At 70.4% G+C, this 24,629-nt stretch carries 24 protein-coding genes; 11 read left to right on the top strand and 13 right to left on the bottom strand.

Going from position 1 to position 24,629, the window contains the following annotated elements:
* Nucleotides 1-54: 54 nt before the first annotated feature.
* A complete protein-coding gene (locus ABZ880_RS08480) occupies nt 55-1,395 on the top strand; it encodes a nucleotide sugar dehydrogenase (RefSeq protein WP_361258923.1) in 1,341 nt (446 codons plus the stop codon).
* Nucleotides 1,392-2,339 (top strand): NAD-dependent epimerase/dehydratase family protein, encoded by a 948-nt coding sequence (locus ABZ880_RS08475; protein ID WP_361258920.1) that lies wholly within the window; start codon nt 1,392-1,394, stop codon nt 2,337-2,339. The genes ABZ880_RS08480 and ABZ880_RS08475 overlap by 4 nt, the downstream gene beginning before the upstream one ends.
* Nucleotides 2,340-2,372: 33 nt before the next feature.
* Here ABZ880_RS08475 and ABZ880_RS08470 read toward each other — a convergent pair whose 3' ends face one another.
* From ABZ880_RS08470 to iolC, 6 genes are read right to left on the bottom strand one after another with little or no spacing between them, the layout of a single operon-like run.
* Nucleotides 2,373-3,158 carry a GntR family transcriptional regulator gene (locus ABZ880_RS08470; protein ID WP_361258917.1) on the bottom strand — a complete coding sequence of 262 codons (786 nt, stop codon included), beginning with the start codon at nt 3,156-3,158 and terminating at the stop codon, nt 2,373-2,375.
* A gap of 35 nt (nt 3,159-3,193) precedes the next feature.
* Nucleotides 3,194-4,687 carry a CoA-acylating methylmalonate-semialdehyde dehydrogenase gene (locus ABZ880_RS08465; RefSeq protein WP_361258914.1) on the bottom strand — a complete coding sequence of 498 codons (1,494 nt, stop codon included), beginning with the start codon at nt 4,685-4,687 and terminating at the stop codon, nt 3,194-3,196.
* A gap of 41 nt (nt 4,688-4,728) precedes the next feature.
* Nucleotides 4,729-6,606 carry a 3D-(3,5/4)-trihydroxycyclohexane-1,2-dione acylhydrolase (decyclizing) gene (iolD, locus tag ABZ880_RS08460; RefSeq protein ID WP_361258911.1) on the bottom strand — a complete coding sequence of 626 codons (1,878 nt, stop codon included), beginning with the start codon at nt 6,604-6,606 and terminating at the stop codon, nt 4,729-4,731.
* Nucleotides 6,606-7,496, bottom strand: a complete 891-nt coding sequence (gene iolB, locus ABZ880_RS08455; protein ID WP_361258908.1) for a 5-deoxy-glucuronate isomerase — start codon at nt 7,494-7,496, stop codon at nt 6,606-6,608. The genes iolD and iolB overlap by 1 nt, the downstream gene beginning before the upstream one ends.
* A 30-nt stretch (nt 7,497-7,526) precedes the next feature.
* A complete protein-coding gene (locus tag ABZ880_RS08450) occupies nt 7,527-8,405 on the bottom strand; it encodes a deoxyribose-phosphate aldolase (RefSeq protein WP_361258905.1) in 879 nt (292 codons plus the stop codon).
* A gap of 13 nt (nt 8,406-8,418) precedes the next feature.
* A complete protein-coding gene (gene iolC / locus ABZ880_RS08445) occupies nt 8,419-9,381 on the bottom strand; it encodes a 5-dehydro-2-deoxygluconokinase (RefSeq protein ID WP_361258902.1) in 963 nt (320 codons plus the stop codon).
* A gap of 296 nt (nt 9,382-9,677) precedes the next feature.
* Here iolC and ABZ880_RS08440 point away from each other — a divergent pair, with 296 nt between their 5' ends.
* Genes ABZ880_RS08440 through ABZ880_RS08420 form a run of 5 tightly spaced genes read left to right on the top strand, consistent with a single transcriptional unit; the run spans nt 9,678 to nt 14,644 of the window.
* A complete protein-coding gene (locus ABZ880_RS08440; RefSeq protein WP_361258899.1) occupies nt 9,678-10,697 on the top strand; it encodes a sugar ABC transporter substrate-binding protein in 1,020 nt (339 codons plus the stop codon).
* The gene (locus ABZ880_RS08435; RefSeq protein ID WP_361258897.1) at nt 10,697-11,773 is read left to right on the top strand and encodes an ABC transporter permease; all 1,077 of its coding nucleotides are present in this window, start codon (nt 10,697-10,699) and stop codon (nt 11,771-11,773) included. The genes ABZ880_RS08440 and ABZ880_RS08435 overlap by 1 nt, the downstream gene beginning before the upstream one ends.
* Nucleotides 11,774-11,777: 4 nt before the next feature.
* Complete coding sequence (locus tag ABZ880_RS08430; protein WP_361258895.1) at nt 11,778-12,695, top strand: ATP-binding cassette domain-containing protein; 918 nt, start codon at nt 11,778-11,780, stop codon at nt 12,693-12,695.
* Between the two features lies 1 nt (nt 12,696).
* Nucleotides 12,697-13,599, top strand: a complete 903-nt coding sequence (locus ABZ880_RS08425) for a sugar phosphate isomerase/epimerase (protein WP_361258892.1) — start codon at nt 12,697-12,699, stop codon at nt 13,597-13,599.
* A gap of 19 nt (nt 13,600-13,618) precedes the next feature.
* A complete protein-coding gene (locus tag ABZ880_RS08420) occupies nt 13,619-14,644 on the top strand; it encodes a Gfo/Idh/MocA family oxidoreductase (protein ID WP_361258889.1) in 1,026 nt (341 codons plus the stop codon).
* Here ABZ880_RS08420 and ABZ880_RS08415 read toward each other — a convergent pair.
* The 5 genes from ABZ880_RS08415 to ABZ880_RS08395 form a co-directional block, all read right to left on the bottom strand.
* On the bottom strand, nt 14,637-15,080 hold the full coding sequence (locus tag ABZ880_RS08415; protein ID WP_361258886.1) for a GNAT family N-acetyltransferase: 444 nt from the start codon (nt 15,078-15,080) through the stop codon (nt 14,637-14,639). The genes ABZ880_RS08420 and ABZ880_RS08415 overlap by 8 nt on opposite strands.
* A 42-nt stretch (nt 15,081-15,122) precedes the next feature.
* Nucleotides 15,123-16,139 carry a Gfo/Idh/MocA family oxidoreductase gene (locus tag ABZ880_RS08410; protein ID WP_361258883.1) on the bottom strand — a complete coding sequence of 339 codons (1,017 nt, stop codon included), beginning with the start codon at nt 16,137-16,139 and terminating at the stop codon, nt 15,123-15,125.
* Between the two features lie 373 nt (nt 16,140-16,512).
* Complete coding sequence (locus ABZ880_RS08405) at nt 16,513-17,517, bottom strand: Gfo/Idh/MocA family oxidoreductase (RefSeq protein ID WP_361258880.1); 1,005 nt, start codon at nt 17,515-17,517, stop codon at nt 16,513-16,515.
* Nucleotides 17,518-17,570: 53 nt separating this feature from the next.
* Nucleotides 17,571-18,347, bottom strand: coding sequence for an SDR family oxidoreductase (locus tag ABZ880_RS08400; protein ID WP_361258877.1), 777 nt, complete (start codon nt 18,345-18,347; stop codon nt 17,571-17,573).
* Between the two features lie 16 nt (nt 18,348-18,363).
* Nucleotides 18,364-19,527 (bottom strand): phytanoyl-CoA dioxygenase family protein, encoded by a 1,164-nt coding sequence (locus ABZ880_RS08395; protein WP_361258874.1) that lies wholly within the window; start codon nt 19,525-19,527, stop codon nt 18,364-18,366.
* 130 nt (nt 19,528-19,657) lie between these two features.
* On the opposite strand from ABZ880_RS08395, the gene ABZ880_RS08390 reads away from it, so the two are divergent.
* Together ABZ880_RS08390 and ABZ880_RS08385 are read left to right on the top strand one after the other, a co-directional pair.
* Nucleotides 19,658-20,689 (top strand): LacI family DNA-binding transcriptional regulator, encoded by a 1,032-nt coding sequence (locus ABZ880_RS08390; RefSeq protein WP_361258871.1) that lies wholly within the window; start codon nt 19,658-19,660, stop codon nt 20,687-20,689.
* Nucleotides 20,690-20,699: 10 nt separating this feature from the next.
* Complete coding sequence (locus tag ABZ880_RS08385) at nt 20,700-21,311, top strand: poly-gamma-glutamate hydrolase family protein (protein ID WP_361258869.1); 612 nt, start codon at nt 20,700-20,702, stop codon at nt 21,309-21,311.
* Here ABZ880_RS08385 and ABZ880_RS08380 read toward each other — a convergent pair.
* Complete coding sequence (locus ABZ880_RS08380; RefSeq protein WP_361258866.1) at nt 21,295-22,452, bottom strand: Gfo/Idh/MocA family oxidoreductase; 1,158 nt, start codon at nt 22,450-22,452, stop codon at nt 21,295-21,297. The two genes, ABZ880_RS08385 and ABZ880_RS08380, sit on opposite strands and share 17 nt — an antisense overlap.
* Nucleotides 22,453-22,574: 122 nt before the next feature.
* On the opposite strand from ABZ880_RS08380, the gene ABZ880_RS08375 reads away from it, so the two are divergent.
* Nucleotides 22,575-23,579 carry a LacI family DNA-binding transcriptional regulator gene (locus ABZ880_RS08375; protein ID WP_361258863.1) on the top strand — a complete coding sequence of 335 codons (1,005 nt, stop codon included), beginning with the start codon at nt 22,575-22,577 and terminating at the stop codon, nt 23,577-23,579.
* Between the two features lie 23 nt (nt 23,580-23,602).
* On the opposite strand, the gene ABZ880_RS08370 is transcribed toward ABZ880_RS08375, so the two are convergent.
* Complete coding sequence (locus tag ABZ880_RS08370) at nt 23,603-23,947, bottom strand: cupin domain-containing protein (RefSeq protein ID WP_361258860.1); 345 nt, start codon at nt 23,945-23,947, stop codon at nt 23,603-23,605.
* Nucleotides 23,948-24,079: 132 nt separating this feature from the next.
* On the opposite strand from ABZ880_RS08370, the gene ABZ880_RS08365 reads away from it, so the two are divergent.
* Nucleotides 24,080-24,592: a hypothetical protein gene (locus tag ABZ880_RS08365; protein ID WP_361258857.1), complete on the top strand. Its 513-nt coding sequence runs from the start codon at nt 24,080-24,082 to the stop codon at nt 24,590-24,592.
* Nucleotides 24,593-24,629: the final 37 nt, after the last annotated feature.

Genomic DNA, 24,629 nt, shown 5'->3' with positions numbered 1-24,629 from the left:
GCGTCCTGAATGAAATTTTTGCCCTGAAATTCCCACACCGACAGGAGAAATGTCATGAAGGAAGGCGCATCGCGCGAATTTCACCGGGTCGGCATCATCGGCATGGGGTATGTCGGTCTGACCCTGGCCGCGGCAATGGCCCGCAAGGGCTACGAGGTTCATGGCGTCGACGTCCAACCGTCGGTGCTGGAGTCCCTGGGACAGGGGCGGGCCCACGTCTACGAACCGGGTGTCGAGGATGCGTTCGCCCAACTCATCGGCAAGAACATCTTCATCGATTCCGAGCTGCCGGACGAGTCCGTCGACGCGGCCATCATCTGCGTGTCCACCCCCGTCGACGAGGTGACGCGACGGCCGTTTCTGGAGAACCTTGCCGCGGCCGCCGGGCACGTGGCCGATCGCTGCACGCCCGACACCCTCGTCGTCGTACGCAGCACCGTGCCGGTCGGGACCAGCAGGGCGGTGGTTCTCCCGCGGTTGCTGGGCGCCTGGGGCCGGGCCCGGCTGGCGATGGCGCCGGAACGGACCGTTCAGGGGCGGGCCCTGCGGGAGCTGCTCGAGCTGCCCCAAGTCGTGGGCGGACTCGACGAGGACAGCCTGCGCCTCGGCCTTGCCCTGTTCGGCGGCCTCGCCACGGAGGTCGTACCCGTGTCCAGTCTCGAGGCCGCCGAGTTGGTCAAGCTCACGAACAACTGCCACACCGACGTGATCTACGCGTTCGGCAATGAGGTGGCCGAGCTCAGTGAACGATTCGGCCTCGACCCGCTCGAAGTGATCAAGGCGGCGAACCTGGACTATCCGCGGCCGGACATCCACAAGCCCGGGTACGTGGGCGGCGGTTGCCTGTCGAAGGATCCCTACATCATGTCCTCCGGAGCCGAACGCGTCGGGTACGTGCCGGAGTTGGTCCGTGCGGCCAGGAGGCTGAACGAGGATCTCCCCGTCCATGTCGCGAACAGGGTCGTCGAGATGATCCGGGAGGCGGGTGGAACGACACTCGCCGTGCTCGGCTGGGCGTACAAGGGATGGCCCCCCACCGACGACATGCGGGGCACTCCGATCGTGGCGATGATGCCGGTCTTCGCGGCGGCCGGACTGCGGATCCTCGGTCATGACCCCCTGGTGGGCGCTGACGTGATCCGTGCGTACGGCGGGGAGCCCGTCGACGTCCACACTGGATTCCAGGACGCGGACGCGGTGCTCGTCATCACCGATCACCCCGACTACCGCACCCTCGACGTGGGCCGTGCCTTGGACGGTTCCCGTGTGCAGCTCGTGTTCGACTCGTGGCGGATCCTCGACGCCGCCGAGATCACTGCCCGAGGCGTTCGCTATGCCGGCCTCGGTTACCTCTCCGCGGCCAGTGCCCCTCCTGTCCCGGCGGTGACGACATGAAGACGCTGATACTGGGAGGTGCCGGCTTCATCGGGCTGCACCTGACTCGGAGGCTGCTGGCCGAGGGTTGTTCCGTGACGATCGTGGACGACTTCTCGCGTGGGCGGAACGACCCCGAGCTGGCGTCCGTCGACGCCGAGGTGCTGCACGCCGACCTCACCGATCCCTCGTGCTACCAGGACATCCCGCACGGGTGGGATCAGGTCTACATGCTGGCCGCCGTCGTCGGGGTCCGTAATGTGGACAAGGATCCTGCCAGGGCCATCCGGATCAACAGCCTGGCCCTGCTCAACACACTGGACTGGATGCGGCCGGGCGAGCGCCTGTTCTTCGCCTCCACGAGCGAGGTGTACGCCGGCGGAGTCAGCGCCGGAATAGTGCCCGTGCCCACCCCGGAAACCGTCCCCCTGACGGTGGAAGACATCACCGCACCTCGATTCGCCTACGGGACCAGCAAGATGCTCGGCGAAGCCGCGGTGACTCACACTGCCCGGGCGAAGGGCCTGCCCTATGTCATCGGACGGTTCCACAATGTCTACGGCCCTCGGATGGGTGCGGCCCATGTGATCCCGGAGGTGGCCCTGCGCGCGTTGCGCCGCGAGGACCCGTTCACCGTTTTCGGCGCCGATCAGACCCGTGCGTTCTGTCATGTCGACGATGCCGTCGACGCGGTGCACCGGCTGATGACCAATGAGGCCGCAGGCGGTCGGATCGTCCACATCGGCAACGACACGGAGGAGACCAACATCGGAGACCTGATCAAGCTCATCCTGGACATCACCGGTCACAATCCGGAACTCGAATACCGGCCCGCACCCGCCCACTCGGTTGCCCGCCGCTGCCCGGACCTCACCCTCCTGCGCTCCCTTACGGGATACGCCCCGATCGTGTCGTTGGACGAAGGCGTACGGCGCACCGTCGACTGGTACGCCCGGCACGGGTGACGGTGCGCCGCACGTTGCCGTTCGCCGGGTTCTTCAGGGCCTGACCAGCAGCTGGAAGTCGAACGCGTAGCGCGAAGCCCGGTAGATGTGCGTCCCGTACTCGACCGGCCGGCCCGTGTCGTCGTACGCCGTGCGCTGCATGGTCAGCAGCGCCGCGCCCTCCTGTTCGTCGAGGCGGGTCGCCTCCTCGGCGGTGGCGGAGCGGGCTCCTATGGTCTGCCGGGCGCTGTGCAGGGTGATGCCGGCGGTGCGCATCATCCGGTACAGGCCCGTCGACTCCAGGCGCTCGCTGTCGAGGTCGAGCAGGGTCGCCGGCAGGTAGTTGCACAGCAGGGCCACCGGGTGGCCGTGCGTCAGGCGCAGCCGCTCCAGGGCGATCACCTCGGTGCCCTCCGCGATGCCGAGCGCGGCCGCGACGTCCGGGGACGCCGGCACGCGCTCGTTGCGCACCACCTGCGTGGTCGGGCCCTGTCCGGCCGCCTCCAGGTCGTCGTAGAGGCTGGAGAGTTCCAGCGGGCGCTTGACCTGGCTGTGCACCACCTGCGTGCCGACGCCTCTGCGGCGCACCAGCAGCCCCTTGTCGACCAGGGACTGGATGGCCTGCCGGACCGTGGGTCTGGACAGGCCCAGGCGTGTCGAGAGATCGATCTCGTTGCCCAGGAGGTTTCCCGGGGCGAGGGCCCCGTGCTCGATCGCCGCCTCCAGCTGCTGGGCGAGCTGGTAGTACAGCGGCACCGGACTGCCCCGGTCCAGGGCGAAGTCCAGGGAGTCGAGCGCGGGGGCGTTCGCGGCGCGGGTCGCGCCACGGGTCTTCGCCATGGACGTACCTCCCTCCGAAGAAGACTGACCAAGTGTCAGGAGTGGCTGGGGAAACCGAGGTTGATGCCCGCGTCGGCCGGGTCCGGCCAGCGCGTGGTGATCACCTTGCCCTGGGTGTAGAAGGCGATGCCGTCGTTGCCGTAGACGTGCAGGTCGCCGAAGAGGGAGTCCTTCCAGCCGCCGAAGGAGTGGTAGCCGACCGGGACCGGGATCGGCACGTTCACGCCGACCATGCCCGCCTTGACCTCCAGCTGGAAGCGGCGGGCGGCGCCGCCGTCCCGGGTGAAGATCGCGGTGCCGTTGCCCCAGCGGGAGTCGTTGATCAGCTTGATGGCCTCGTCGTACGACTCCGCACGGACCACGGCCAGGACGGGGCCGAAGATCTCGTCCCGGTACGCGTCGGCGGTCAGCGGCACCTTGTCGAGCAGGGATACGCCGAGGAAGAAGCCGTCCTCGTGGCCGTCCACCGTGTAGCCGGTGCCGTCGACGACGACCTCGGCGCCCTGCTCGGCGGCCGAGGACACGTAGGAGGCGACCTTGTCGCGGTGCTCGCGGGTGATCAGCGGGCCCATCTCGGAGGACGGGTCGTTGCCGGGGCCGATCTTCAGGCTCTTGGCGCGCTCGGCGATCTTGGCGACCAGTTCGTCGCCGGTGTCGCCGACCGCGACCACGACGGACACGGCCATGCAGCGCTCGCCCGCCGAGCCGTACGCGGCGTTGATCGCCTGGTCGGCGGCGAAGTCCAGGTCGGCGTCGGGCAGGACCAGCATGTGGTTCTTGGCGCCGCCGAGGGCCTGGACGCGCTTGCCGTGCTCGACCGCCTTGAGCTGGATGTACTTGGCGATGGGGGTCGAGCCGACGAAGGAGACGGCCTCGATGTCCGGGTGCTCCAGGAGACGGTCGACGGCGATCTTGTCGCCCTGCACGATGTTCAGCACACCGTCGGGCAGGCCCGCCTCGGAGGCCAGTTCGGCGAGGCGGAAGGATGCCGACGGGTCCTTCTCGGACGGCTTGAGCACGAAGGTGTTGCCGCACGCGATCGCCAGCGGGAACATCCACATCGGCACCATGGCCGGGAAGTTGAACGGCGTGATGCCCGCGACCACGCCGAGCGGCTGACGGATCGAGGCGACGTCGACGCGGGTGGAGACCTGGGTGGACAGCTCGCCCTTGAGCTGCACGCTGATCCCGCAGGCCAGCTCGACGATCTCCATGCCGCGGGCGACCTCGCCGAGGGCGTCGGAGTGGACCTTGCCGTGCTCGGCGGTGATCAGCTCGGCGATCTCGTCGCGGTGGGCGTCCAGCAGCTCGCGGTACTTGAACAGGATCGCGGTGCGCTTGGCAAGGGAGGAGGTGCCCCAGGTCTCGAAGGCGGCCTTGGCGGAGGCGACAGCGGCGTCCACCTCGTCGACGGTCGCGAAACCGACCTGCTTCTCCTGGGCGCCGGTCGCCGGGTTGTAGACGGCGCCGTGGCGGCCGGAGGCGGATGCGACGGGCTTGCCGTCGATCCAGTGGGTGATGGTCTTCATGGTGCGGGGGCCTTTCACAAAAGGGGTCGTGCGGGGGGATGTCAGAGGTGGCGGCGCTGGTCGGAGACCTGGCGGTCGTACTCCTCGCGGGCGCTCGACGCGGCCTCGCGGGTGGCGACTTCGGCGACCGGCACGTCCCACCAGGCCTCGGCCGGGGGAGCGGTCGCGGTGGCGGTGTCGGTCTCGACGTAGACGCAGGTCGGACGATCGGAGGCGCGGGCCGCGGCGAGCGCCTCGCGCAGTTCGCGGACCGTCTTGGCGCGCAGGACGTCCATTCCGAGGCTGCCCGCGTTGGCGGCCAGGTCGACGGGGAGCGGGGCGCCGGAGAAGGTGCCGTCGGCGGTCCGGTAGCGGTAGGCGGTGCCGAAGCGCTCGCCGCCGACGTACTCGGAGAGGCCGCCGATGGAGGCGTAGCCGTGGTTCTGGATGAGGACGAGGTTGACCGGCAGGCCCTCCTGGACGGCGGTGACGATCTCGGTCGGCATCATCAGGTAGGTGCCGTCGCCGACCAGGGACCAGACCGGGGTGTCGGGGGCGGCCTGCTGGACGCCGATGCCGGCCGGGATCTCGTAGCCCATGCAGGAGTAGCCGTACTCCAGGTGGTACTGGCGGGGGCTGCGGGCCCGCCAGAGCTTGTGCAGGTCGCCGGGGAGCGAGCCGGCCGCGTTGATCACCACGTCGTCGTCGCCGACGACCGCATCCAGGGCGCCGAGCACCTGCGTCTGGGTCGGGACGGCGTTCTCGTCGGCCGCGGTGAAAGCGGCGTCAACCACTTGCTCCCAGCGGTCCTTGCCCGCGCGGTACTCGGCCTCGTAAACCGAGTTCACACGGTGACCCGACAGTGCCTCCGTCAACGCTGTGAGCCCCGCGCGCGCGTCGCAGACGACCGTGCGCGCCGCCAGCTTGTGCGCGTCGAAGGCGGCGATGTTGAGGTTGACGAACCGGACGTCCGGCTTCTGGAAGAGCGTGTTGGACGCGGTGGTGAAGTCCGTGTACCGGGTGCCGACGCCGATGATCAGGTCGGCGGTGCGCGCGATGTCGTCGCAGACCGCCGTGCCGGTGTGGCCGATGCCGCCGAGGTCGGCGGGGTGGTCGTGGCGCAGCGAGCCCTTGCCCGCCTGGGTCGAGGCGACCGGGATGCCGGTCGCGTCCACCAGCGCCTTCAGCGCCTCCTCGGCGCGGCTGTGGTGGATGCCGCCGCCCGCGACGATCAGCGGGCGCTCGGCGGCCCGGATCGCCGCCACCGCCTCCGCCAGCTCGAACGGGTCGGGCGCGGGACGCCGTACGTGCCACACGCGCTCGGCGAAGAACTCCTCCGGCCAGTCGTAGGCCTCGGCCTGCACGTCCTGGGGGAGGGCCAGGGTGACCGCGCCGGTCTCGGCGGGGTCGGCGAGCACCCGCATGGCGCCCAGGGCGGAGGGGATCAGGGCCTCGGGGCGGGTGACGCGGTCGAAGTACCTCGACACCGGGCGCAGGGTGTCGTTCACCGACACGTCCGCTTCGGTCGGGTGCTCCAGCTGCTGGAGGAGCGGGTCGGCCACGCGGGTGGCGAAGTAGTCGCCGGGAAGGAGCAGCACCGGGAGGCGGTTGATCGTCGCCAGGGCGGCGCCGGTGACCAGGTTGGTGGCGCCGGGGCCGATGGACGTCGTCACGGCCTGCGCGGAGAGGCGGTCGAGCTGGCGTGCGTAGCCGACGGCCGCGTGCACCATGGACTGCTCGTTGCGGCCCTGGTGGTACGGCATGGTGTCCTCGCCCGCCTCCAGGAGGGCCTGGCCGAGTCCGGCAACGTTGCCATGGCCGAAGATGCCCCAGGTGCCGGCGATCAGCCGCTGTCGTACGCCGTCGCGCTCGGTGTACTGGGCGGACAGGAACCGCACCAGGGCCTGGGCGACGGTCAGGCGGCGGGTGGGGGTGCTCATCAGGACTTCTCCGGTGCCGTGTAGAGGGGGAGACGGGAGTCGACCGGCTGGTCGGGCCAACTGTCACGGACCCAGGCGTGATCGGGGTGGTCGCAGATCAGCCAGGCGCGCTCGGGCTCGGGGCCCGCCATGACGTTGAGGTAGTACATGTGGTGGCCGGGCACCGCCATGGACGGTCCGTGCCAGCCGTCGGGGATCAATACGACGTCTCCGCCGCGCACTTCGGCCAGGACGTCGGTGTTGCGGCCGTGTCCGGAGGGGGAGACGCGCTGGTAGCCGAGGCCGGGGATGCCGTCGTGGTCGGCGAACTCGAAGTAGTAGACCTCTTCGAGGACGGACTCCTCGCCGGGCCGGTGCTCGTCGTGCTTGTGCGGCGGGAACGACGACCAGTTGCCGCCCGGGGTGATCACCTCGACCGCGATGAGCTTGTCGCACTCGAAGACGCCTGCCGCGCCGAAGTTGTTGACCTGGCGGGAGGAGTTGCCGGTGCCGCGCAGCTCCACCGGCACCGAGGAGGCCGGTCCGTAGCGGGCGGGCAGCCGCCTGGTGCAGCGCGCCCCGGTGAGCGCGAAGCGTCCGCCGCCGTCGCTCGTGACGGTCGTACGGGCGTCGCGCGGCACGTAGGCGAAGTCGCTGACGGCGCTGAACACGCTGTCGCGGCCGGTGAGTTCGAAGGTGTCGTGGCCGAAGTCGTCCGCGGCGGCGACGGTGCAGGAGCCGCTCAGCGGCAGCACGATCCACTCGCTGTCGCCGGTGTCGAAGCTGTGCGTGCCGCCCGGCGGCAGCTCCAGCACGCGCAAGCTGGAGTAGCCCCAGCCGGCCTTGTCCGGCGTGACGTCGACGACGTAGGGGCCGCCGAGGGCCTTGCCCGCGGGAAGGTGGTATGTCATATGGCACTCCTCCGAGTCACAACAGGAACGTCACAGCAGACCCACGGCCGTGTCGACCGCCATCTCCACACTGCCCTCGGCGGGGTAGAGCAGCGACCGGCCGACGACCAGGCCGAAGACCGTGGGCAGCCGGAGAGCCTTGCGCCAGCGCTCGTAGGCGCCTTCCTGGTCTTCGCCGACCTCGCCGCCGAGCAGCACGGTCGGCAGCGTCGAGGTCTCCAGGACCTCGCCCATGTCGTCCGCGTTCTCGGTGACGGGCAGCTTCAGCCAGGTGTAGGCGGAGGTGCCGCCCAGGCCCGAGGCGATGGCGATGGACTTGGTGACGGCCTCGGCGGACAGGTCGTTGCTGACCCTGCCGTCGATCCGGCGGGAGATGAACGGCTCGACGAACAGCGGGAGCCGGCGAGCGGCCATGTCGTCGATGGCGCGGGCGGTGGACTCCAGCGTGGTCAGCGAGCCCGGGTCGTCGTAGTCGATGCGCAGCAGCAGCTTGCCCGCGTCGAAGCGGAGGCGGGCCATGTCCTCGGCGCGGTGGCCGGTGAAGCGGTCGTCCAGCTCGAAGGCGGCGCCCGCGAGGCCGCCGCGGTTCATGGAGCCCATGACGACCTTGTTCTCCAGCACCCCGAGCAGGAGGAGGTCCTCCAGGATGTCGGCGGTGGCCAGGACTCCGTCGACGCCGGGCCGGGAGAGCGCGATGCACAGGCGCTCCAGCAGGTCGGCGCGGTTGGCCATGGCGAGCCGCCGGTCGCCGACGCCGAGGGCGCCGCGGGCCGGGTGGTCGGCGGCCACGATCATCAGGCGGCCGCTGTCACCGATGAGCGGACGGCGGATGCGCCGGGCGGCCGCTTCGGCGACGGCCTCGGGATTCCGGGCCCTGACCGAGACGAGGTCGGGGATGCTGAGGGACAAGGAAAGCTCCGTTTCAGGGAGTGGCTCGCGCGAGGAGGTCTTCGACCTCGGCCTCGGTGGGCATCGCGGAGGAACAGGCGAGTCGGGAGGCGACGAGGGCGCCGGCCGCGTTGGCGTACCGCATGATTTCGGCCAACTCCCAGCCGGACAGCAGCCCGTGGACGAGGGAGCCGCCGAAGGCGTCGCCCGCGCCGAGACCGTTGGCCACCTCGACGGGCACCGGGGGGACCTCGGCGGTGGTGCCGTCGCGGTGCACCGCGAGGACGCCCTTGGGGCCCTGCTTGACCACTGCCAGCTCCACACCGGCCTCCAGCAGCGCCTCCGCGCAGGCCCGCGGCTCGCGGACGCCGGTGGCGACCTCGCACTCGTCGAGGTTGCCGACCGCGACCGTGGCGTGCCGCAGCGCCTCCGCGTAGTACGGGCGGGCCTCGTCCGGGTCCTTCCAGAACATCGGGCGCCAGTCCAGGTCGAAGACCGTGGTGCCCGCCTTGTCGCGCGCCTTGAGGGCGGCGAGGGTGGCGGAGCGGCTCGGCTCCTCGCTCAGACCGGTGCCGGTGATCCAGAAGACGCGGGTCGCCCGGATGGCGAAGTAGTCCAGCTCCTCGGAATGTATCTCCAGGTCAGGAGCCTTAGGCTGCCGGTAGAAGTACAGAGGGAAGTCATCCGGAGGGAAGATCTCGCAGAAGGTCACCGGTGTCGGGTACGCGGCGACGGGCGCGACCCAGCGGTCGTCGACGCCGAACTCCTTCAGCGCCTCGTGCAGGTAGGTGCCGAAGGGGTCGTCCCCGGTGCGGGTGATCACCGCGGTGGACCGGCCGAGCCGGGCCGCGGCCACCGCCACGTTGGCGGCCGAACCGCCGAGGAACTTGCCGAAGGCCTCCACCTGCGCCAGGGGTACGCCCGACTGCAGAGGGTAGAGATCGACGCCTATGCGGCCCATAGTGATCAAGTCGAAGGACTGGGCTGACTCGGCCATGCGCGACGCTCCTCGGGTTGTACTCGGGTTGCGGGTGGTCCCCGTGGGCCTGCCGCCTCCCAGGTGTAGGCCTCTGGGGGTGACGCTGTCAATAGTTTGTACTTACATTCGGACCTGCTTGTGAAATGATGTCTTAACAAAGTATTGACACCGGGCGCGGCCGGGGGTTTGATCCCGTCCCAGGCCAACCGCCGCGTTTGCGGCAGACGACCCGGACATGCCAAGATCCCGGGCCCCTGGATCTTCGTGATCCCCTCTCCCTTTCCCCCGCAACGCACAGTGAGGTGCCAGGAAAGATGGACCGCTCTTCTCACCCCCGCTCCCGCAGACTCGTTCCCGTAGTGGCGGTCGCCGCGGCGGCAGCCCTGACCCTCGCCGGCTGTTCCAGCAGTTCCGGGGGCAAGAAGTCCGAAGAGGGCGGGGCCAACGCCTCTGCCGGCAAGGCCACCACGCCCCGTATGACGGTCGCGCTCGTCACCCACCAGTCGCCCGGTGACACCTTCTGGGACATCGTCCGCAAGGGTGCCGAGGCCGCCGCCGCCAAGGACAACATCAAGCTGATCTACTCGGCCGACCCGAACGCGGGCAACCAGTCCAACCTGGTGCAGAACGCGATCGACCAGAAGGTCGACGGCATCGCGGTCACCCTCGCCAAGCCGGACGCCCTGAAGGGCGTCATCGGCAAGGCGACGTCGGCCGACATACCCGTCGTGGGCCTCAACTCCGGTCTGAGCGACTGGAAGAAGCTCGGCCTGATGGAGTTCTTCGGCCAGGACGAGACCGTGGCGGGTGAGGCGTTCGGCAAGAAGCTGAACGACCTCGGCGCCAAGCACGCGGTCTGTGTCGTCCAGGAGCAGGGCAACGTCGGCCTCACCCAGCGCTGCGACGGTCTGAAGAAGACCTTCTCCGGCAAGACCGACGTCCTCAACGTCAACGGCACCGACATGCCGTCCGTGAAGTCGACGATCACCGCCAAGCTCAAGCAGGACTCCTCCATCGACTACGTCGCAACGCTCGGCGCCCCGTTCGCGCTGACCGCGGTGCAGTCGGTGTCGGACGCCGGCAGCAAGGCGAAGGTCGCCACCTTCGACCTGAACAAGGACCTCACGAGTGCCATCAGCAAGGGCACGATCCAGTTCGCGGTGGACCAGCAGCCGTACCTGCAGGGCTACTTGGCGGTCGATTCGCTGTGGCTCTACAAGAACAACGGCAACTACAGCGGTGGTGGTGAGCAGGCCGTCCTGACCGGCCCGGCCTTCGTCGACAAGTCGAACGTCGAGGCGGTGGCCAAGTTCGCCGCCAAGGGAACCCGGTGATGAGTATGACCCAGCACGCCGAGCCGGCGGTGACCTCACCGCCGGCCCCCGGCCCCAAGAAGAGTGACGGGCGAACCGCCGAACGGTCCCTGGCCGTCCGGGTGTTGGCCCGCCCCGAGGTGGGTGTCTTCCTCGGCGCCGTAGCGGTCTACGTGTTCTTCCTGATCGCGGCGCCGCCGGTGCGCGACGCCAGCTCGATGGCGAACATCCTGTACCAGTCCTCCACGCTCGGCATCGTGACCATCCCGGTCGCGCTGCTGATGATCGGTGGCGAGTTCGACCTGTCGTCCGGTGTCGGGGTCATCACCTCGGCGCTGACCGCGAGCATGACGGCCTATCAGCTGACCCTGAACGTGTGGGTCGGCGTGCTCGCCGCGCTGGTCGTGTCGCTGGCGATCGGCTTCTTCAACGGCTGGATGGTCGTCAAGACCGGACTGCCCAGCTTCCTGGTCACGTTGGGCACCTTCCTGATCCTCCAGGGTGTCAACCTCGCCGTCACCAAGCTCGTCACGGGCAACGTGGCGACGGACGACATCAGCGACATGGACGGCTTCGACTCGGCCCGGAAGGTCTTCGCCTCGTCCTTCGGCATCGGCGGCGTGCAGGTGAAGATCACCGTGTTCTGGTGGCTGCTGTTCGCGGCGATCGCCACCTGGGTGCTGCTGCGCACCAAGTACGGCAACTGGGTCTTCGCGGTCGGCGGCAACAAGGACAGCGCACGGGCCGTCGGTGTCCCGGTGGCGTTCACGAAGATCTCCCTGTTCATGCTGGTCGGCTTCGGTGCCTGGTTCGTGGGCATGCACCAGCTGTTCTCGTTCAACACCGTGCAGTCCGGCGAGGGCGTCGGCATCGAGCTGATCTACATCTCCGGCGCGGTGATCGGCGGCTGTCTGCTGACCGGCGGCTACGGCTCGGCGATCGGCCCGGTCTTCGGCGCGTTCATGTTCGGCATGGTGCAGCAGGGCATCGTCTACGCCGGCTGGAACCCGGACTGGTTCAAGGCCTTCCTCGGCGTGATGCTGCTCGGCGCCGTCCTGATCAATCTGTGGGTCCAGCGCACCATGACCCGGAGGTGACCCGATGACATCCATGAACAAGGCCGGTACGCACGGCGAGATCATCGCCGACACCGTTCCCGAGACGGACGACGCGCCGATCGTCGAACTGCGCAACGCGGGCAAGGCGTACGGCAACATCCGCGCCCTGCACGGCGTGAGCCTCCAGGTCCGCCCCAGCCAGGTCACCTGCGTGCTGGGCGACAACGGCGCCGGCAAGTCCACCCTCATCAAAATCATCTCCGGGCTGCACCAGCACACCGAGGGCGAGTTCCTCGTCGACGGCCGGGCGGTGCGTTTCTCCACCCCGCGCGACGCGCTCGACAAGGGCATCGCCACCGTCTACCAGGACCTGGCGACCGTCCCGCTGATGCCGGTGTGGCGCAACTTCTTCCTCGGCTCCGAGATGACCAAGGGTCCCTGGCCGATCCGCCGTCTCGACATCGAGAAGATGAAGAAGACCGCGGACGAGGAACTCCGCAACATGGGCATCATCCTGGACAACCTGGAACAGCCCATCGGTACCCTCTCCGGCGGCCAGCGCCAGTGCGTCGCCATCGCCCGCGCCGTCTACTTCGGCGCCCGCGTACTGATCCTGGACGAGCCGACCGCCGCCCTCGGCGTCAAGCAGTCGGGTGTGGTGCTGAAGTACATCGCCGCCGCCCGCGACCGCGGCCTCGGGGTCATCTTCATCACCCACAACCCGCACCACGCCTACATGGTCGGCGACCACTTCAGCGTGCTGCGCCTGGGCACCATGGAACTCTCCGCCGAGCGCAGCCAGATCACGCTCGAGGAGCTGACCAACCACATGGCCGGCGGCGCCGAACTCGCCGCGCTCAAGCACGAGTTGTCCCAGGTCCGCGGGGTCGACGTCGAGGAACTCCCGGAAGAGGAAGACCTCAGCGCACCCGTCGCGGCCGGTCCCGAGGGGAAGGGCTGAGATGGCTGCTTCGCTCGACCGCATCCGGGTCGGGTCGGCCCCCGACTCCTGGGGCGTCTGGTTCCCCGACGACCCGCAGCAGGTGCCCTGGGAACGCTTCCTCGACGAGGTCGCCGAGGCCGGCTACTCGTGGATCGAGCTGGGTCCGTATGGCTATCTGCCGACCGACCCGGCCCGGCTCACCGACGAGATCGACAGACGTGATCTGAAGGTCTCGGCGGGCACGGTTTTCACCGGACTGCACCGCGGCCCGTCCGTCTGGGAGTCCACCTGGGAGCACGTCAGCCAGGTCGCCGCGCTCACCCAGGCGATGGGTGCGAAGCACCTGGTGGTGATCCCCTCCTTCTGGCGGGACGACAAGACCGCCGAGATCCTGGAGCCGCCGGAGCTCACCGGCGAGCAGTGGGCCTACCTCACCAAGGGCATGGAACGGCTCGGCCACGAGGTGAAGGAGACGTACGGCCTCGACATCGTGGTGCACCCGCACGCGGACACGCACATCGACACCGAGGACCACGTCGAGCGCTTCCTCGACTCGACCGACGACGAACTGGTCAACCTGTGCCTGGACACCGGGCACTACGCCTACTGCGGCGGGGACAGCGTCAAGCTGATCGAGACGTACGGCGAGCGCATCGGCTATCTGCACCTCAAGCAGGTCGACCCGGAGATCCTCGCCGACGTGCAGGCCAAGGGGACACCTTTCGGGCCTGCCGTGGCGCAGGGCGTGATGTGCGAACCACCCGCCGGTGTCCCCGAGTTGGGTCCGGTGATGGAGGCCGCGCAGAAGCTCGGCGTGGAGCTGTTCGCCATCGTCGAGCAGGACATGTACCCGTGCGAGCCGGACAAGCCGCTGCCCATCGCGGTGCGCACGCGCAAGTTCCTGAGGTCCTGCGGCGCCTGACCATCCGAGGGGGACGACCATGGCTCAGCCCGCAATGCTGCAAGTCGCCGTCGTCGGCACCGGGAAGATGGGCGCCGACCATGTCCGCCGCATCCAGGAGGTCACCAGCGGCGCCCGGGTGACCGCCGTCGTGGACGTCGACGCGGAACGCGCCAAGGCCGTCGCGGCCCGCGTCGACGGCTGCACCGCCTACACCGACCCGGCCGCCGCGATGGCGGCGTCCGACGTCGACGCCGTGCTGATCGCCTCCCCGGGGCCCGCTCACGAGGCGGCCCTGCTGGCGGCGTTCGAGCGCGATCTGCCCGTGCTGTGCGAGAAGCCGCTCACCCCGGACGCGGCGTCCGCTATGCGCGTCATGGAGGCCGAGCTGGGACTCGGCCACCGCCGGGTGCAGGTCGGCTTCATGCGGCGCTACGACGCCGAGTACACGAGACTCAAGTGCCTGCTGGAGTCCGGGCAGTTGGGCCGGCCGCTGATGCTGCACAACCGGCATCGCAACGTCGCCTCCGCGCCGGGCTGGCGCAGCGAGATGCTCATCAACGACTCCGTCGTGCACGAGATGGACGTGACCCGCTGGCTGCTCGGCCAGGAGATCACGGCCGTGACGGTACTGCGCCCGACACCGTCCGCGAACGCGCCGGACGGCATGCAGGACCCGCAGTTCGTCGTGTTCGAGACCGACGGCGGCGCGATCGTCGACGTCGAGATCTTCGTCAACTGCGGCTTCGGCTACCAGGTCCAGGCCGAGGTGGTCTGCGAACGCGGCACCGCCCGCATCGGCGACGGCCACGCCATGGTCACCAACATGGCCGGCCGCTGGGGCGGCACCGTCGCCCAGGACTTCGTCGAACGCTTCGCCGACGCCTACGACCGCGAGGTTCAGGCCTGGGTCGACGCCACCCGCCGCGGCGAGGTCACCGGCCCGAGCGTCTGGGACGGCTACGCCGTGGCCGCGGTCTGCGAGGCGGGCGTGCGGGCGCTCACGGAGGGTGCCCGGGCGGAGGTCGAGCTGGTGGAGCGGCCCGCGCTGTACGAGGTCAGTTGAGCGACCGCGAGAACACGACCCGCGGTTCACCGGGACCGTTGTAGTCCTCCGTCACGCGGACGTCGAAGCCGAGGCTGCGGTGGAAGGCCACGGAACCCTTGTTGCCGAGACTCGTGATCGCCTTCAGCCGGACCGCCCCCTGCCGTCGGGCGGCCTCGGTGAAGGCGGCGTACAACTCGCGTCCCAGCCCGGTGCCGCGGGCGTCGTCCCTCGTCGCGATGAGATGCACGTATCCCGTGCGGTCGGGGGTGACGAAGCCGATCAGGTAGCCGAGGATGCCGTCGTCCGAGCGGGCGACCAGACAGGTCTCGCCGAACTCCTGCACCAGGGCCAGGAGATGGAGGTCGCGCAGGTCGCGCTCGCCCCAGTAGCGGGCGTGGTCGGTGAGGACCTGCTGGAGGTCGGTGACGTCGGCGGGTGCGATGCGTACGGCCATGGCGTCGATCATCCCAAAGCCATGGCCGTGTCCGGCATCCGCCTACAGCCGCGTCCGCGGCCGGGGCTCGAAACCGGCCGCGCGGTAGCAGCCGTCGATCAGGGTCATCGTCGCCAGTGCGTCGTCCGCGTCCAGCGGCAGCGGGGCGCCCTCGCGCACCCGGGCCGCGAACGCCTCCAGCTGGTAGGTGTACGACGACCGGGCCCCGAGCCGCTCCGTCCGCTCGCCCTGCGCCGTGCGGACCACGACCCGGTCGTCCAGGTGCGGCAGCACGAAGTTCGGCGCGAGCGCCTCGCCCCGGCTGCCGACGATCCGGCAGCTCATCTCCAGGCCGTCGTAGGCCATGTGGCAGCGCGCGGATGCGGTGGCCCCGCCCGGGAACTCCAGGTCGGCGTCCAGCCACTCGTCGACGCCGGGCGCGCCCGCCCGCTCCCCGCCCCGCGCGGAGACCAGCCGGGGTGCGCCGCCCGCCCAGGGTGCCAGCATCCGTACCGCGTGCAGGCTGTAGCAGCCGAGGTCCATCACGGCGCCGCCGGCCAGCGGCAGCGACCAGCGCGGGTCGCTGTCGCCGGGGGCCCCGATCGCGACCATCGTCTCCACCCGCTGCAGCTCGCCCAGTTCACCGCTCTCGAGGAGCTCGTGCAGGCGTCGGGTGACCGGGTGGAAGAGGTAGTGGAAGCCCTCCATGAAGACCGTGCCGGCCTTCACCGCCGCCTCGCGGACCTCGGCGGCCTCCTCGGCGTTGCTCGCCGACGGCTTCTCGCTCAGGACGTGCTTGCCGGCCGCGAGGGCGGCGAGGTTCCACGGCCCGTGCAGGCCGTTGGCGAGCGGGTTGTAGACGGCCTCGACCTCGGGGTCGGCGAGCAGGTCGGCGTACGAGTCCGCAACCCGCTCCACACCGTGCTCGGCGGCGAAGGCCTCGGCGCGGGACCGGTCGCGGGCGGCCACCGCGACCAGGCGGTGACCGGTCGTCCGGGCCGGGTCGATCAGGGCGCGTTCGGTGATCCGTGCGGCGCCCAGGACGCCGATGCGCAGTGGTTCGCGGACCGGTTCGCTCATGACGTCCGTCCTCCTCGGTTCGGTTCGTGCGGGGTTGGTGTGGCGCCCGCCGACGGGCAATGGCGGCAGGCGAGGTCCTGGGCGTGCGCGATGGTGCACTCGACCAGGTGGGGCCTCGGCCCTGCAGCGCGTCGAGCCGCTCCAGGACGCCGTCTTCGAGGTCGCCGCTGCCGAAATGCAGCATGAACGCCCGCTCGTGCCGCAGATGCACCTCCTCCAACCGCCCGCCCGGCTACGGGACATCGTCCCGCAGCCGGGCGGTGACCGCCTCTGCCGCTGCATCCTGCTCCTCCAGGAGCGCGGAGGCCGACACACTCGTGTTCCGGGCGCCGGAGGCCGCCCAGCGCCCGGAACACGAGACCTGTGGGCACCGTCAGGCGGTGCGGACCTCGGCGATCGTCACCGGCCGGTGCTCGTGCAGCGACAGGGTGCACGCGTCGGCGATCCAGCCGGCCTCCAGCGCGTCCGCCACCGTGCAGGGAGAGGGGCGGGAACCCGCGACGACCTCGGTGAACGCGGTGAGTTCCGCGCGGTAGGCCGCGGTGAAGCGGTCCATGAAGAAGTCGTGCGGGGTGCCGGCCGGGAAGGTCACGCCGGGCTCGACCGAGCGCAGCGGCAGCTTGTCCTCCAGGCCCACGGCGATGGAGTCCTGGAAGCCGTGGATCTCCATGCGGACGTCGTAACCCCGGGCGTTGTGGCGGGAGTTGGAGACCACCGCGATCGTGCCGTCGTCCAGGGTGAGGATCGCGCCGGTGGTGTCGGCGTCGCCCGCCTCCTTGATGTACTCGGCGCCGCGGTTGCCGCCGACGGCGTACACCTCGACGACCTCGCGGCCGGTCACCCAGCGGATGATGTCGAAGTCGTGCACCGAACAGTCGCGGAAGATGCCGCCGGAGGCGGCGATGTACGCGGCCGGCGGCGGCGCCGGGTCCAGCGTGGTCGACCGAACGGTGTGCAGCTTGCCCAGCTCGCCGCTCTGCAGGGCGGCGCGGGCGGCGACGAAACCGGCGTCGAAGCGGCGGTTGTAGCCGATCTGGATCGGCACGTCCTTGCCCTCGACGGCTTTGAGGACCTCGACGCCCTCGGCCATGGTCTTGGCGACGGGCTTCTCGCAGAAGACCGGGATGCCGGCCTCGACCCCGGCCAGGATCAGCCCGGGGTGGGCGTCCGTCGCGGCCGCGACCACGATGCCGTCCACGCCGGCGGCCAGCAGGGCCTCCGGCGAGTCCACGACCTCGCCGCCGAACCGCTCCGCGGCACTCTTGGCGGCGTCCGCGAACGGGTCGGTCAGGACGAGCGACTCGACCACGTCGAGCCCGGAGAGGGTCTCGGCGTGGAAGGCGCCGATGCGGCCGAGGCCGAGGATTCCGATACGCATGGGGGTGCAGCTCCTTGAGTGTTTCCTACGAGCGGAGAGGGAGTCGGGGGCCGTCAGTCGAGTCCGCCGAGTACGTTCTGGTCCCAGTCGATCACCGATCCGGTGACCACGCCCGACCGGTCGGACAGCAGGAAGACCACGAAGTCGGCGATCTCGTCCGGCTGGCCGAGCTTGCCCATCGGCAGCTTCGCCGCGGCCTCCTCGCGCCAGTCGTCGTCGGCGTCGTGGAAGGTCTTCTGCGTGACGTCCTCGCCCTCGGTCGCCGTCCAGCCGATGTTGAGGCCGTTGATCCGCACCTTGTCCCAGCGGTGCGCGTGCGCGGCGTTGCGGGTCAGGCCGGCCAGACCGGCCTTCGAGGCCACGTACGGCGCGAGGAAGGGCTGTCCGCCGTGCGCCGAGGTGGTGATGATGTTGACGATCGTGCCGGGCGACTTCCGGGAGACCATGTCCGCGACGGCGGCCTGCATGGCGAAGAACGGTGCCTTGAGGTTGATCGCGATGTGCTGGTCGAACAGCTGGGGTGTGGTGTCGAGCAGTGTGCCCCGGGAGGTCAGGCCCGCGGAGTTGACCAGGCAGTCGATCCGGCCGTACGCCGCGACGACGTCACCCACCGCGGTCCTCGCCTGCTCGGCGTCCGACAGGTCGGCCCGCACGAACATCGCCTTGCCGCCGGCGGCTGTCAGTTCGGTCACCAGCGCCTCGCCGGGAGCGGGGCGCCGCCCGCTCACGGCGACGATCGCGCCCTCGCGGACCGCGGCCCGTGCGACGGCGGCGCCGACGCCCTGACTGCCGCCGTTGACGAGCACGACCTTGTCGTCGAGAAGTCCCATGTCGTTCCAGGTCCTTTCAGCTTTCGCGGCGCTCGGCGCCGGCTCGCAGCTCGTCCCGCAGAGTCCCGGGAGCCCATCCCTCGCGCAGCGCCCGCCGTACGAGGTCCGCCTGCGAGGGCGGGGCGAGCCCGGCGACCGGCGGGTCGCTGTCGAGGTTGGTGGGGAAGGGGTAGCCTTCCGCGCTCGCCGCGATCACGTGCTCCAGCCACTCCTCGCCCACGCCCTCGGCCCGGCGCCTGAGCAGCACCGGGAAGACGGCGTTCGCGACCGCCTCGCGGTCCACCGTCTCCATCGCCCGCCCGAACGCCGAGGACACCTGCAGCAGGTTGGCGGTGCGGCGGACGTCGGCGGTGCGGTTGGTGCCGGCCGCGTGGAACAGCGCGGGGTTGAAGAAGGCCGCGTCGCCCTTGGCGAGCGGGAGCTGGACGTGGTGGGCGTCGAAGTACGCCTGGAACTCGGGCAGCCGCCAGGCCAGATAGCCGGGCTCGTACTGCTGCGAGTACGGCAGGTACATCGTCGGCCCGGACTGGACGGGCATGTCGCAGTGCGCGACCGCGCCCTGGAGGGTGAGCACGGGGGAGAGGACGTGCACATGGGCCGGGTAGGCGGCCGCGGCCTCGTTGGACAGGAAGCCCAGGTGGTAGTCGCGGTGCGCGGTCTGCGCCGCGCCGCCCGGGTTGACCACGTTGACCTGCGAGGTGACCTGGTAGCCGGGGCCGAGCCAGGCCGCCGAGACCAGCGCCAGGATGTCGTTGGCGTAGTAGTCGGCGAAGGCCTCGGCATCGTAGAGGGCGGCCTTCTCCAGCGCGTTCCACACCCGGTCGTTGGCGCCGGGCTTGGCGAAGTGGTCCCCGGCGTGCGCGCACGAGGCGTGCTGCTCGGCGATCAGGGCGTCGAAGACCGTGCTGAGCCGGTCGACGACGGACGGGTCGGGGAAGGCGCCCCGGAAGACCACGATGCCGGGTCCGTCGGCCAGGGCCCGCACCAGCTCGGACCGCACCGGGCGCCGCTTGGCCTTGCGCAGCCGCTCGCTGTCGTAGATCAGGACGTTGCGCTCCACCGCGGAGGCGTGCGGGTAGTCGGCGAGGTCGGTGGTCCGCTCGACGATTCCGCGGAAGTCGCTGAGGTCGCAGTCCTGCTCGGAGAGCCAGGCGCGGTGCTCCACGGAGGTGAAGGACATCGGTGTCCTTTCGGTCGGAGGGACGACACAGCCCTCGGTGACACGACCGGGCCGCGCTGTCATTCTTGTCATTACAAACCCGTCGAACAACCAGCAGGCGGCCATCAAAAACCCCTCAAGGAGCCACCGTATGGGCCATCCCTTCCCGATCCGGGAGATCGCACGTCAGGCGGGCGTGAGCGAGGCGACGGTCGACCGGGTCCTGAACGGCAGGGGCGGGGTTCGCGAGAGCACCGCGAGGGAGGTCCAGCAGGCGATCGCGGACCTGGACCGGCAGCGCACCCAGGTCCGGCTGGTGGGCCGCACCTTCATGATCGACATCGTGATGCAGACGCCCGACCGGTTCTCCACCGCCGTGCGCGCCGCCCTGGAGACGGAGCTGCCGTCCCTGCATCCGGCGGTCGTGCGGTCGCGCTTCCACTTCCGGGAGACCGGGCCGGTGACGGAGCTGACGGGGATCCTGGACCGGATAGCCCGGCGCGGCTCGCAGGGGGTGATCCTCAAGGCCCCGGACGTCCCCGAGATCACGGCCGCCGTCGCGCGCCTCGCCGAGGCCGGCATTCCCGTCGTCACCCTGGTGACCGACCTGCCCGCCACCGCCCGCCTCGGCTATGTCGGGATCGACAACCGTGCGGCCGGCGCGACCGCCGCCTACCTGATGGGTCAGTGGCTCGGCGACCGCCCCGGCAATGTGCTGACCAGCCTCAGCAGCGGCTTCTTCCGCAATGAGGAGGAGCGCGAGATGGGCTTCCGCAGCGCCATGCGCGCCCACCACCCGGACCGCACGCTCGTCGAGATCGCCGAGGGCCAAGGCCTCGACGCCACCCAGTACGACCTCGTCCGCGCCGCCCTCGAACGCGACCCGGACATCCGCGCCGTCTACTCCATCGGCGGCGGCAACATCGCCACCCTGCGCGCCTTCGAGGACCTCGGCCGCGACTGTGCGGTGTTCGTGGCGCACGACCTCGACCACGACAACACCCGTCTGCTGCGCGAACACCGGCTGTCCGCGGTCCTCCACCACGACCTGCGCCAGGACATGCGCGAGGCCTGCCACATCGTGATGCGCGCCCACGACGCACTGCCGCGCACGGGACCGACGCCGCCGTCCGCGATCCAGGTGGTCACGCCGTACAACATGCCCCCGCAGGCGACGAGTTGAGAGGACCGGAGTGACGACGAGAACCGAAGAGGTCGAGATCGAAGGGGTTCGGCTGCTGGCCACCCTGACCCCGGGCGGCGACACCGGACTTCTCGCCCTGCACGGCAGCAACGAGGGCGGCACGGCCGAACTCGCCCGGTCCGTGGGCGAGTTGTGCGGCACCACCAGCCTGGTCTTCACCCAGCCGGGCGTGCCGGAGCCGGTGCACATCCCGTCGCCGCGCATGGCGGTCGGGCACTGCGGGCTGCTGCAAGAGTTCCTGGCGCAGGTGACCGTCGTGGTGTCCCTGCACGGTCACATGCGGCCTACGGCGCCCCGGTCCATCTTCCTCGGTGGCGGCAACCGTTCGGCGGCGCGGCTCGTCGCCGACGAACTCGACACGCTGCGGCCGGAGTTCGAGGCGGTCACGGATCTGGACGAGATCCCCGTGTCCCTGCGCGGCCTGCATCCCAGGAACCCGGTGAACCTGACCCGCGGCGGCGGCGTCCAGGTGGAACTCCCGCTCGCGGCCCGGACCCGGCGGCGGAGGTGGGCGCCCGGAGTCCCGGACAACCCTCCCCGGCCCGTCGTCGACGCCCTCGCCAAGGGCGTGGAGTCGCTTGCCGCTATGACTGAACGTTGACCCAGGAGCCGCTCTCCGCCGAACTCACCATCGCCTCCAGTACGGCGGCACTGTGTACGGCGTCCGGGAGCGTGGCTCCGTACGGCTGGCCCTCCGCGATCGAGCGCAGAAAGCGGTGGGCCTCGATCACCTTCAGGTCGTCCATGCCCATGGCGTTGGCCGCGCCCGGCTGGAAGGCGCTGAACTCGCCGTCGCCCGGGCCGACATAGACCGTGCTGACGGGCTGGTCCTGGTAGGTCGTGCCGCGGCTGACGCCCAGCTCGTTCATGCGGCGGAAGTCCCAGAACACCGCGCCCCTGGTGCCGTGCACCTCGAAGCCGTAGTTGTTCTGCTCGCCGACCGAGACCCGGCAGGCCTCCAGGACGCCGCGGGCGCCGGAGGCGAAGCGCAGCAGACAGTTGACGTAGTCCTCGTTCTCGACCGGGCCCAACTCGCCGCCGGTGGCGCGGGTGTGGCCGGCCGTGGCACCGGTGGGGCGGGCCCGCTCGGGGATGAAGACGGCGGTGTCGGCGGTCAGCGACGCGATGTCGCCGAGCAGGTACCGGGCCAGGTCGGCGCCGTGCGAGGCCAGGTCGCCCAACACGCCGCTGCCGCCGCGCTCCTTCTCGTAGCGCCAGGTCAGGGCGCCCTCGGGGTGGGCGGCGTAATCGCTGAAGAGGCGGACCCGGACATGCGTGACCGTGCCGATCCCACCTGAGGCGATCAGCTCGCGCGCGGCCTCCACGGCAGGCGCGTTGCGGTAGTTGAAGCCCACCGCGCTCTGCACGCCCGCCCGCGCGACCGCGTCGTCCACAGCCTGGGCGTCCGCCACGCTCAGACCGACCGGCTTCTCGATCCAGATGTGCTTGCCGGCCTCCGCCATCGCGACGCCGATCTCCCGGTGCAGGAAGTTCGGAGCGGTGATGGAGACCGCCTGGACGCGAGGGTCCTTGACGATGTCACGCCAGTCACGGGTCGTCGACGCGAACCCGAACTGCGCGGCCGCCTCCTCGGCCCGGCCCGGCACGTCCTCGGCGACCGTCACCAGCTCGGGGCGCAGGCCGAGCTGCGGGTAGTGGTGCAGGACGCGGGCGTACGCCTGGGTGTGCACCCGCCCCATCCAGCCGAACCCGACGACGGCGACACCCAGCGAATCCACCATGACAGCCCCTCTTTGGACCGGTCCACAATCTGTCCAGCCCACCCTGAGCGGGATGTCAGCCTGGTGTCAAGCCTCCCTGACCCCTTTGACAAGCCACTGCAGCTCGTGGAACGGTCCAGAACATGAAACCGCCGACGATCCGCGACGTGGCCGAACGGGCCGGTGTGTCCAAGTCGCTGGTCTCGCTCGTGCTGCGCGGCTCCGAGCAGGTGCGACCCGAGAAGCGGGAGGCCGTGCAGCGGGCGGTGCAGGAGCTGGGCTACCGGCCGAACGCCGCCGCGCGCAGCCTCAGCGAGCAGCGCACCCGCACGGTCGGCGTGCTCCTGAACGACCTGCGCAACCCCTGGTTCGTCGAGCTGCTCGACGGGCTGAACTCGCTGCTGCACGACAACGGCCTGCGGATGCTGCTGGCGGACGCCCGCCTCAACCGCCGGGTCGGCCAGGATCCCGCCGATCCGCTCCTCGACCTGCGGGTCGACGGTCTGGTCGTCGTCGGCACCCTGCCCGATCCGGCCGCGCTGGGGGCGGCCGCCGAACGGATCCCGGTCGTCGTCGCGGGCGCCCGCGAACAGGCCCCGCCCGGCGTGGACGTCGTCGCGGGCGACGACGAGACGGGCGCGCGGCTGGTCACCGAAAACCTCATCGGGCTCGGCCACCGGCGCATCGCGCACATCGCGGGCTACGGCGCCGTCGGCGAGCTGCGTCGGCGCAGCTTCGAGGCGACGATGCGGGCGCACGGTCTCGCGGCCGAGGGGTTCGTGGAACCCAGCGACATGACCGAGGAGGGCGGCTACCGCACCGCCGTCCGGCTGCTGAGCCGCCCGGTGCGGCCCACCGCCGTGTTCGCCGTCAACGACATCGCCTCGGTCGGCGTCCTCTCGGCGGCCGAGGAACTCGGCTTCCGCGTCCCGCACGACGTGTCCGTCGTCGGCTACGACAACACGAGCATCTCCCGCCTGCGCCACGTCTGGCTGACCACGGTCGACAGCTCCGGCCACGAGCTCGGCCGGCGCGCCGCCCGCTGCCTCCTGGACCGCTTCGAGCGGCCTGGGGGAGCGGGGCAACTGCACCTGACGGCACCGACGTTGGAGATCCGCGGCACGGCGGCGGCCCCGCTCACCGACTGACTCCGCTCACGCCTCGGGGGCGCTCACAGATTGATGGCGTACGCCTTCCTGAGCGTCTCGTGCACCGTCCACGTCGTGCGGTCGCCCTCCCGCAGGACGGCCAGGTCGCCGGGTCCGACCGTCAGCGTCGGCCCGCCCCCGACCTCGATGGTCGCGGACCCGCTGATCACGACGAACAGCTCGTCCGCCTCGGTGTCGGTGACGACGCCGGGCGTGATCTGCCAGATGCCGCGGATCTGCTTCCCGTCCGCCGACTCCCAGACGACCTTCCCGGTCACCTCGGGTGTCCCGGAGACGATCTGCTCCGGGTCGAGGGGCTCGGGTTCGAGCTCGGCGTCGGGGATGTTCACAACGAAGCTGTGGGTCATGCGGCGACCCTAACGAGATCGTCCGCCGGCCGGGCGTGGACACTGTGTGCGGTATCGGCGCAGGTGGGAGGACACTTCGTCGCGGCGGCCGCGAACTGGCGGACCTCCCGGGCCCGGGTGATCGTGGAAGGCATGGCGGACACCACGGCGACCCTAGCCGCCCCGCGACAGCACGACACCCGTGAGACGGTCCTCTTCGGCGGCGTCTACGGTGCCGTACTGGCCTGCTCCATGGTCGCGGCGCTCACCCAGTACGGCCACACCTCCCGCGACACCCGCCGCTACGACGCCCTCTGGCTCCTGGTCACCGCACTCGCCTCGGCCCTCGCCCACGGCTACTCCCACTACATCGCCGAGCGCACACCCCACCGCCGCTGGGACTCCCTGCGCGCCCTCGCCGACGAGTGGCCCCTGGTCGCCGCCGTGCTGCCGACCGTGCTGATCCTCGCGGGGGCGGGCTGGGGCTGGTGGCCCGCGAAGGACGTGGAGTACCCGGCGTTCACGCTGAACATCGCCCTGCTCTTCACGCTGGGCGTGGTGACGGCAAGGTGGTCGAAGCGCCCGTGGCCCGTCGCGGCACTCATCGGCCTCGTGGACGCACTTCTGGGCGTGATCGTGGTCGTGGCCAACGCAATCATCAAATGATGCCGAGGCGATCCGAAAGACAGGTCCTGCGCCCCCG

Source organism: Streptomyces sp. NPDC047043, from assembly GCF_040644055.1.
GTDB lineage: Bacteria > Actinomycetota > Actinomycetes > Streptomycetales > Streptomycetaceae > Streptomyces.
The sequence above is the reverse complement of the archived record's forward strand: the minus strand, read 5'-3'. Positions and strand labels throughout refer to the sequence as shown.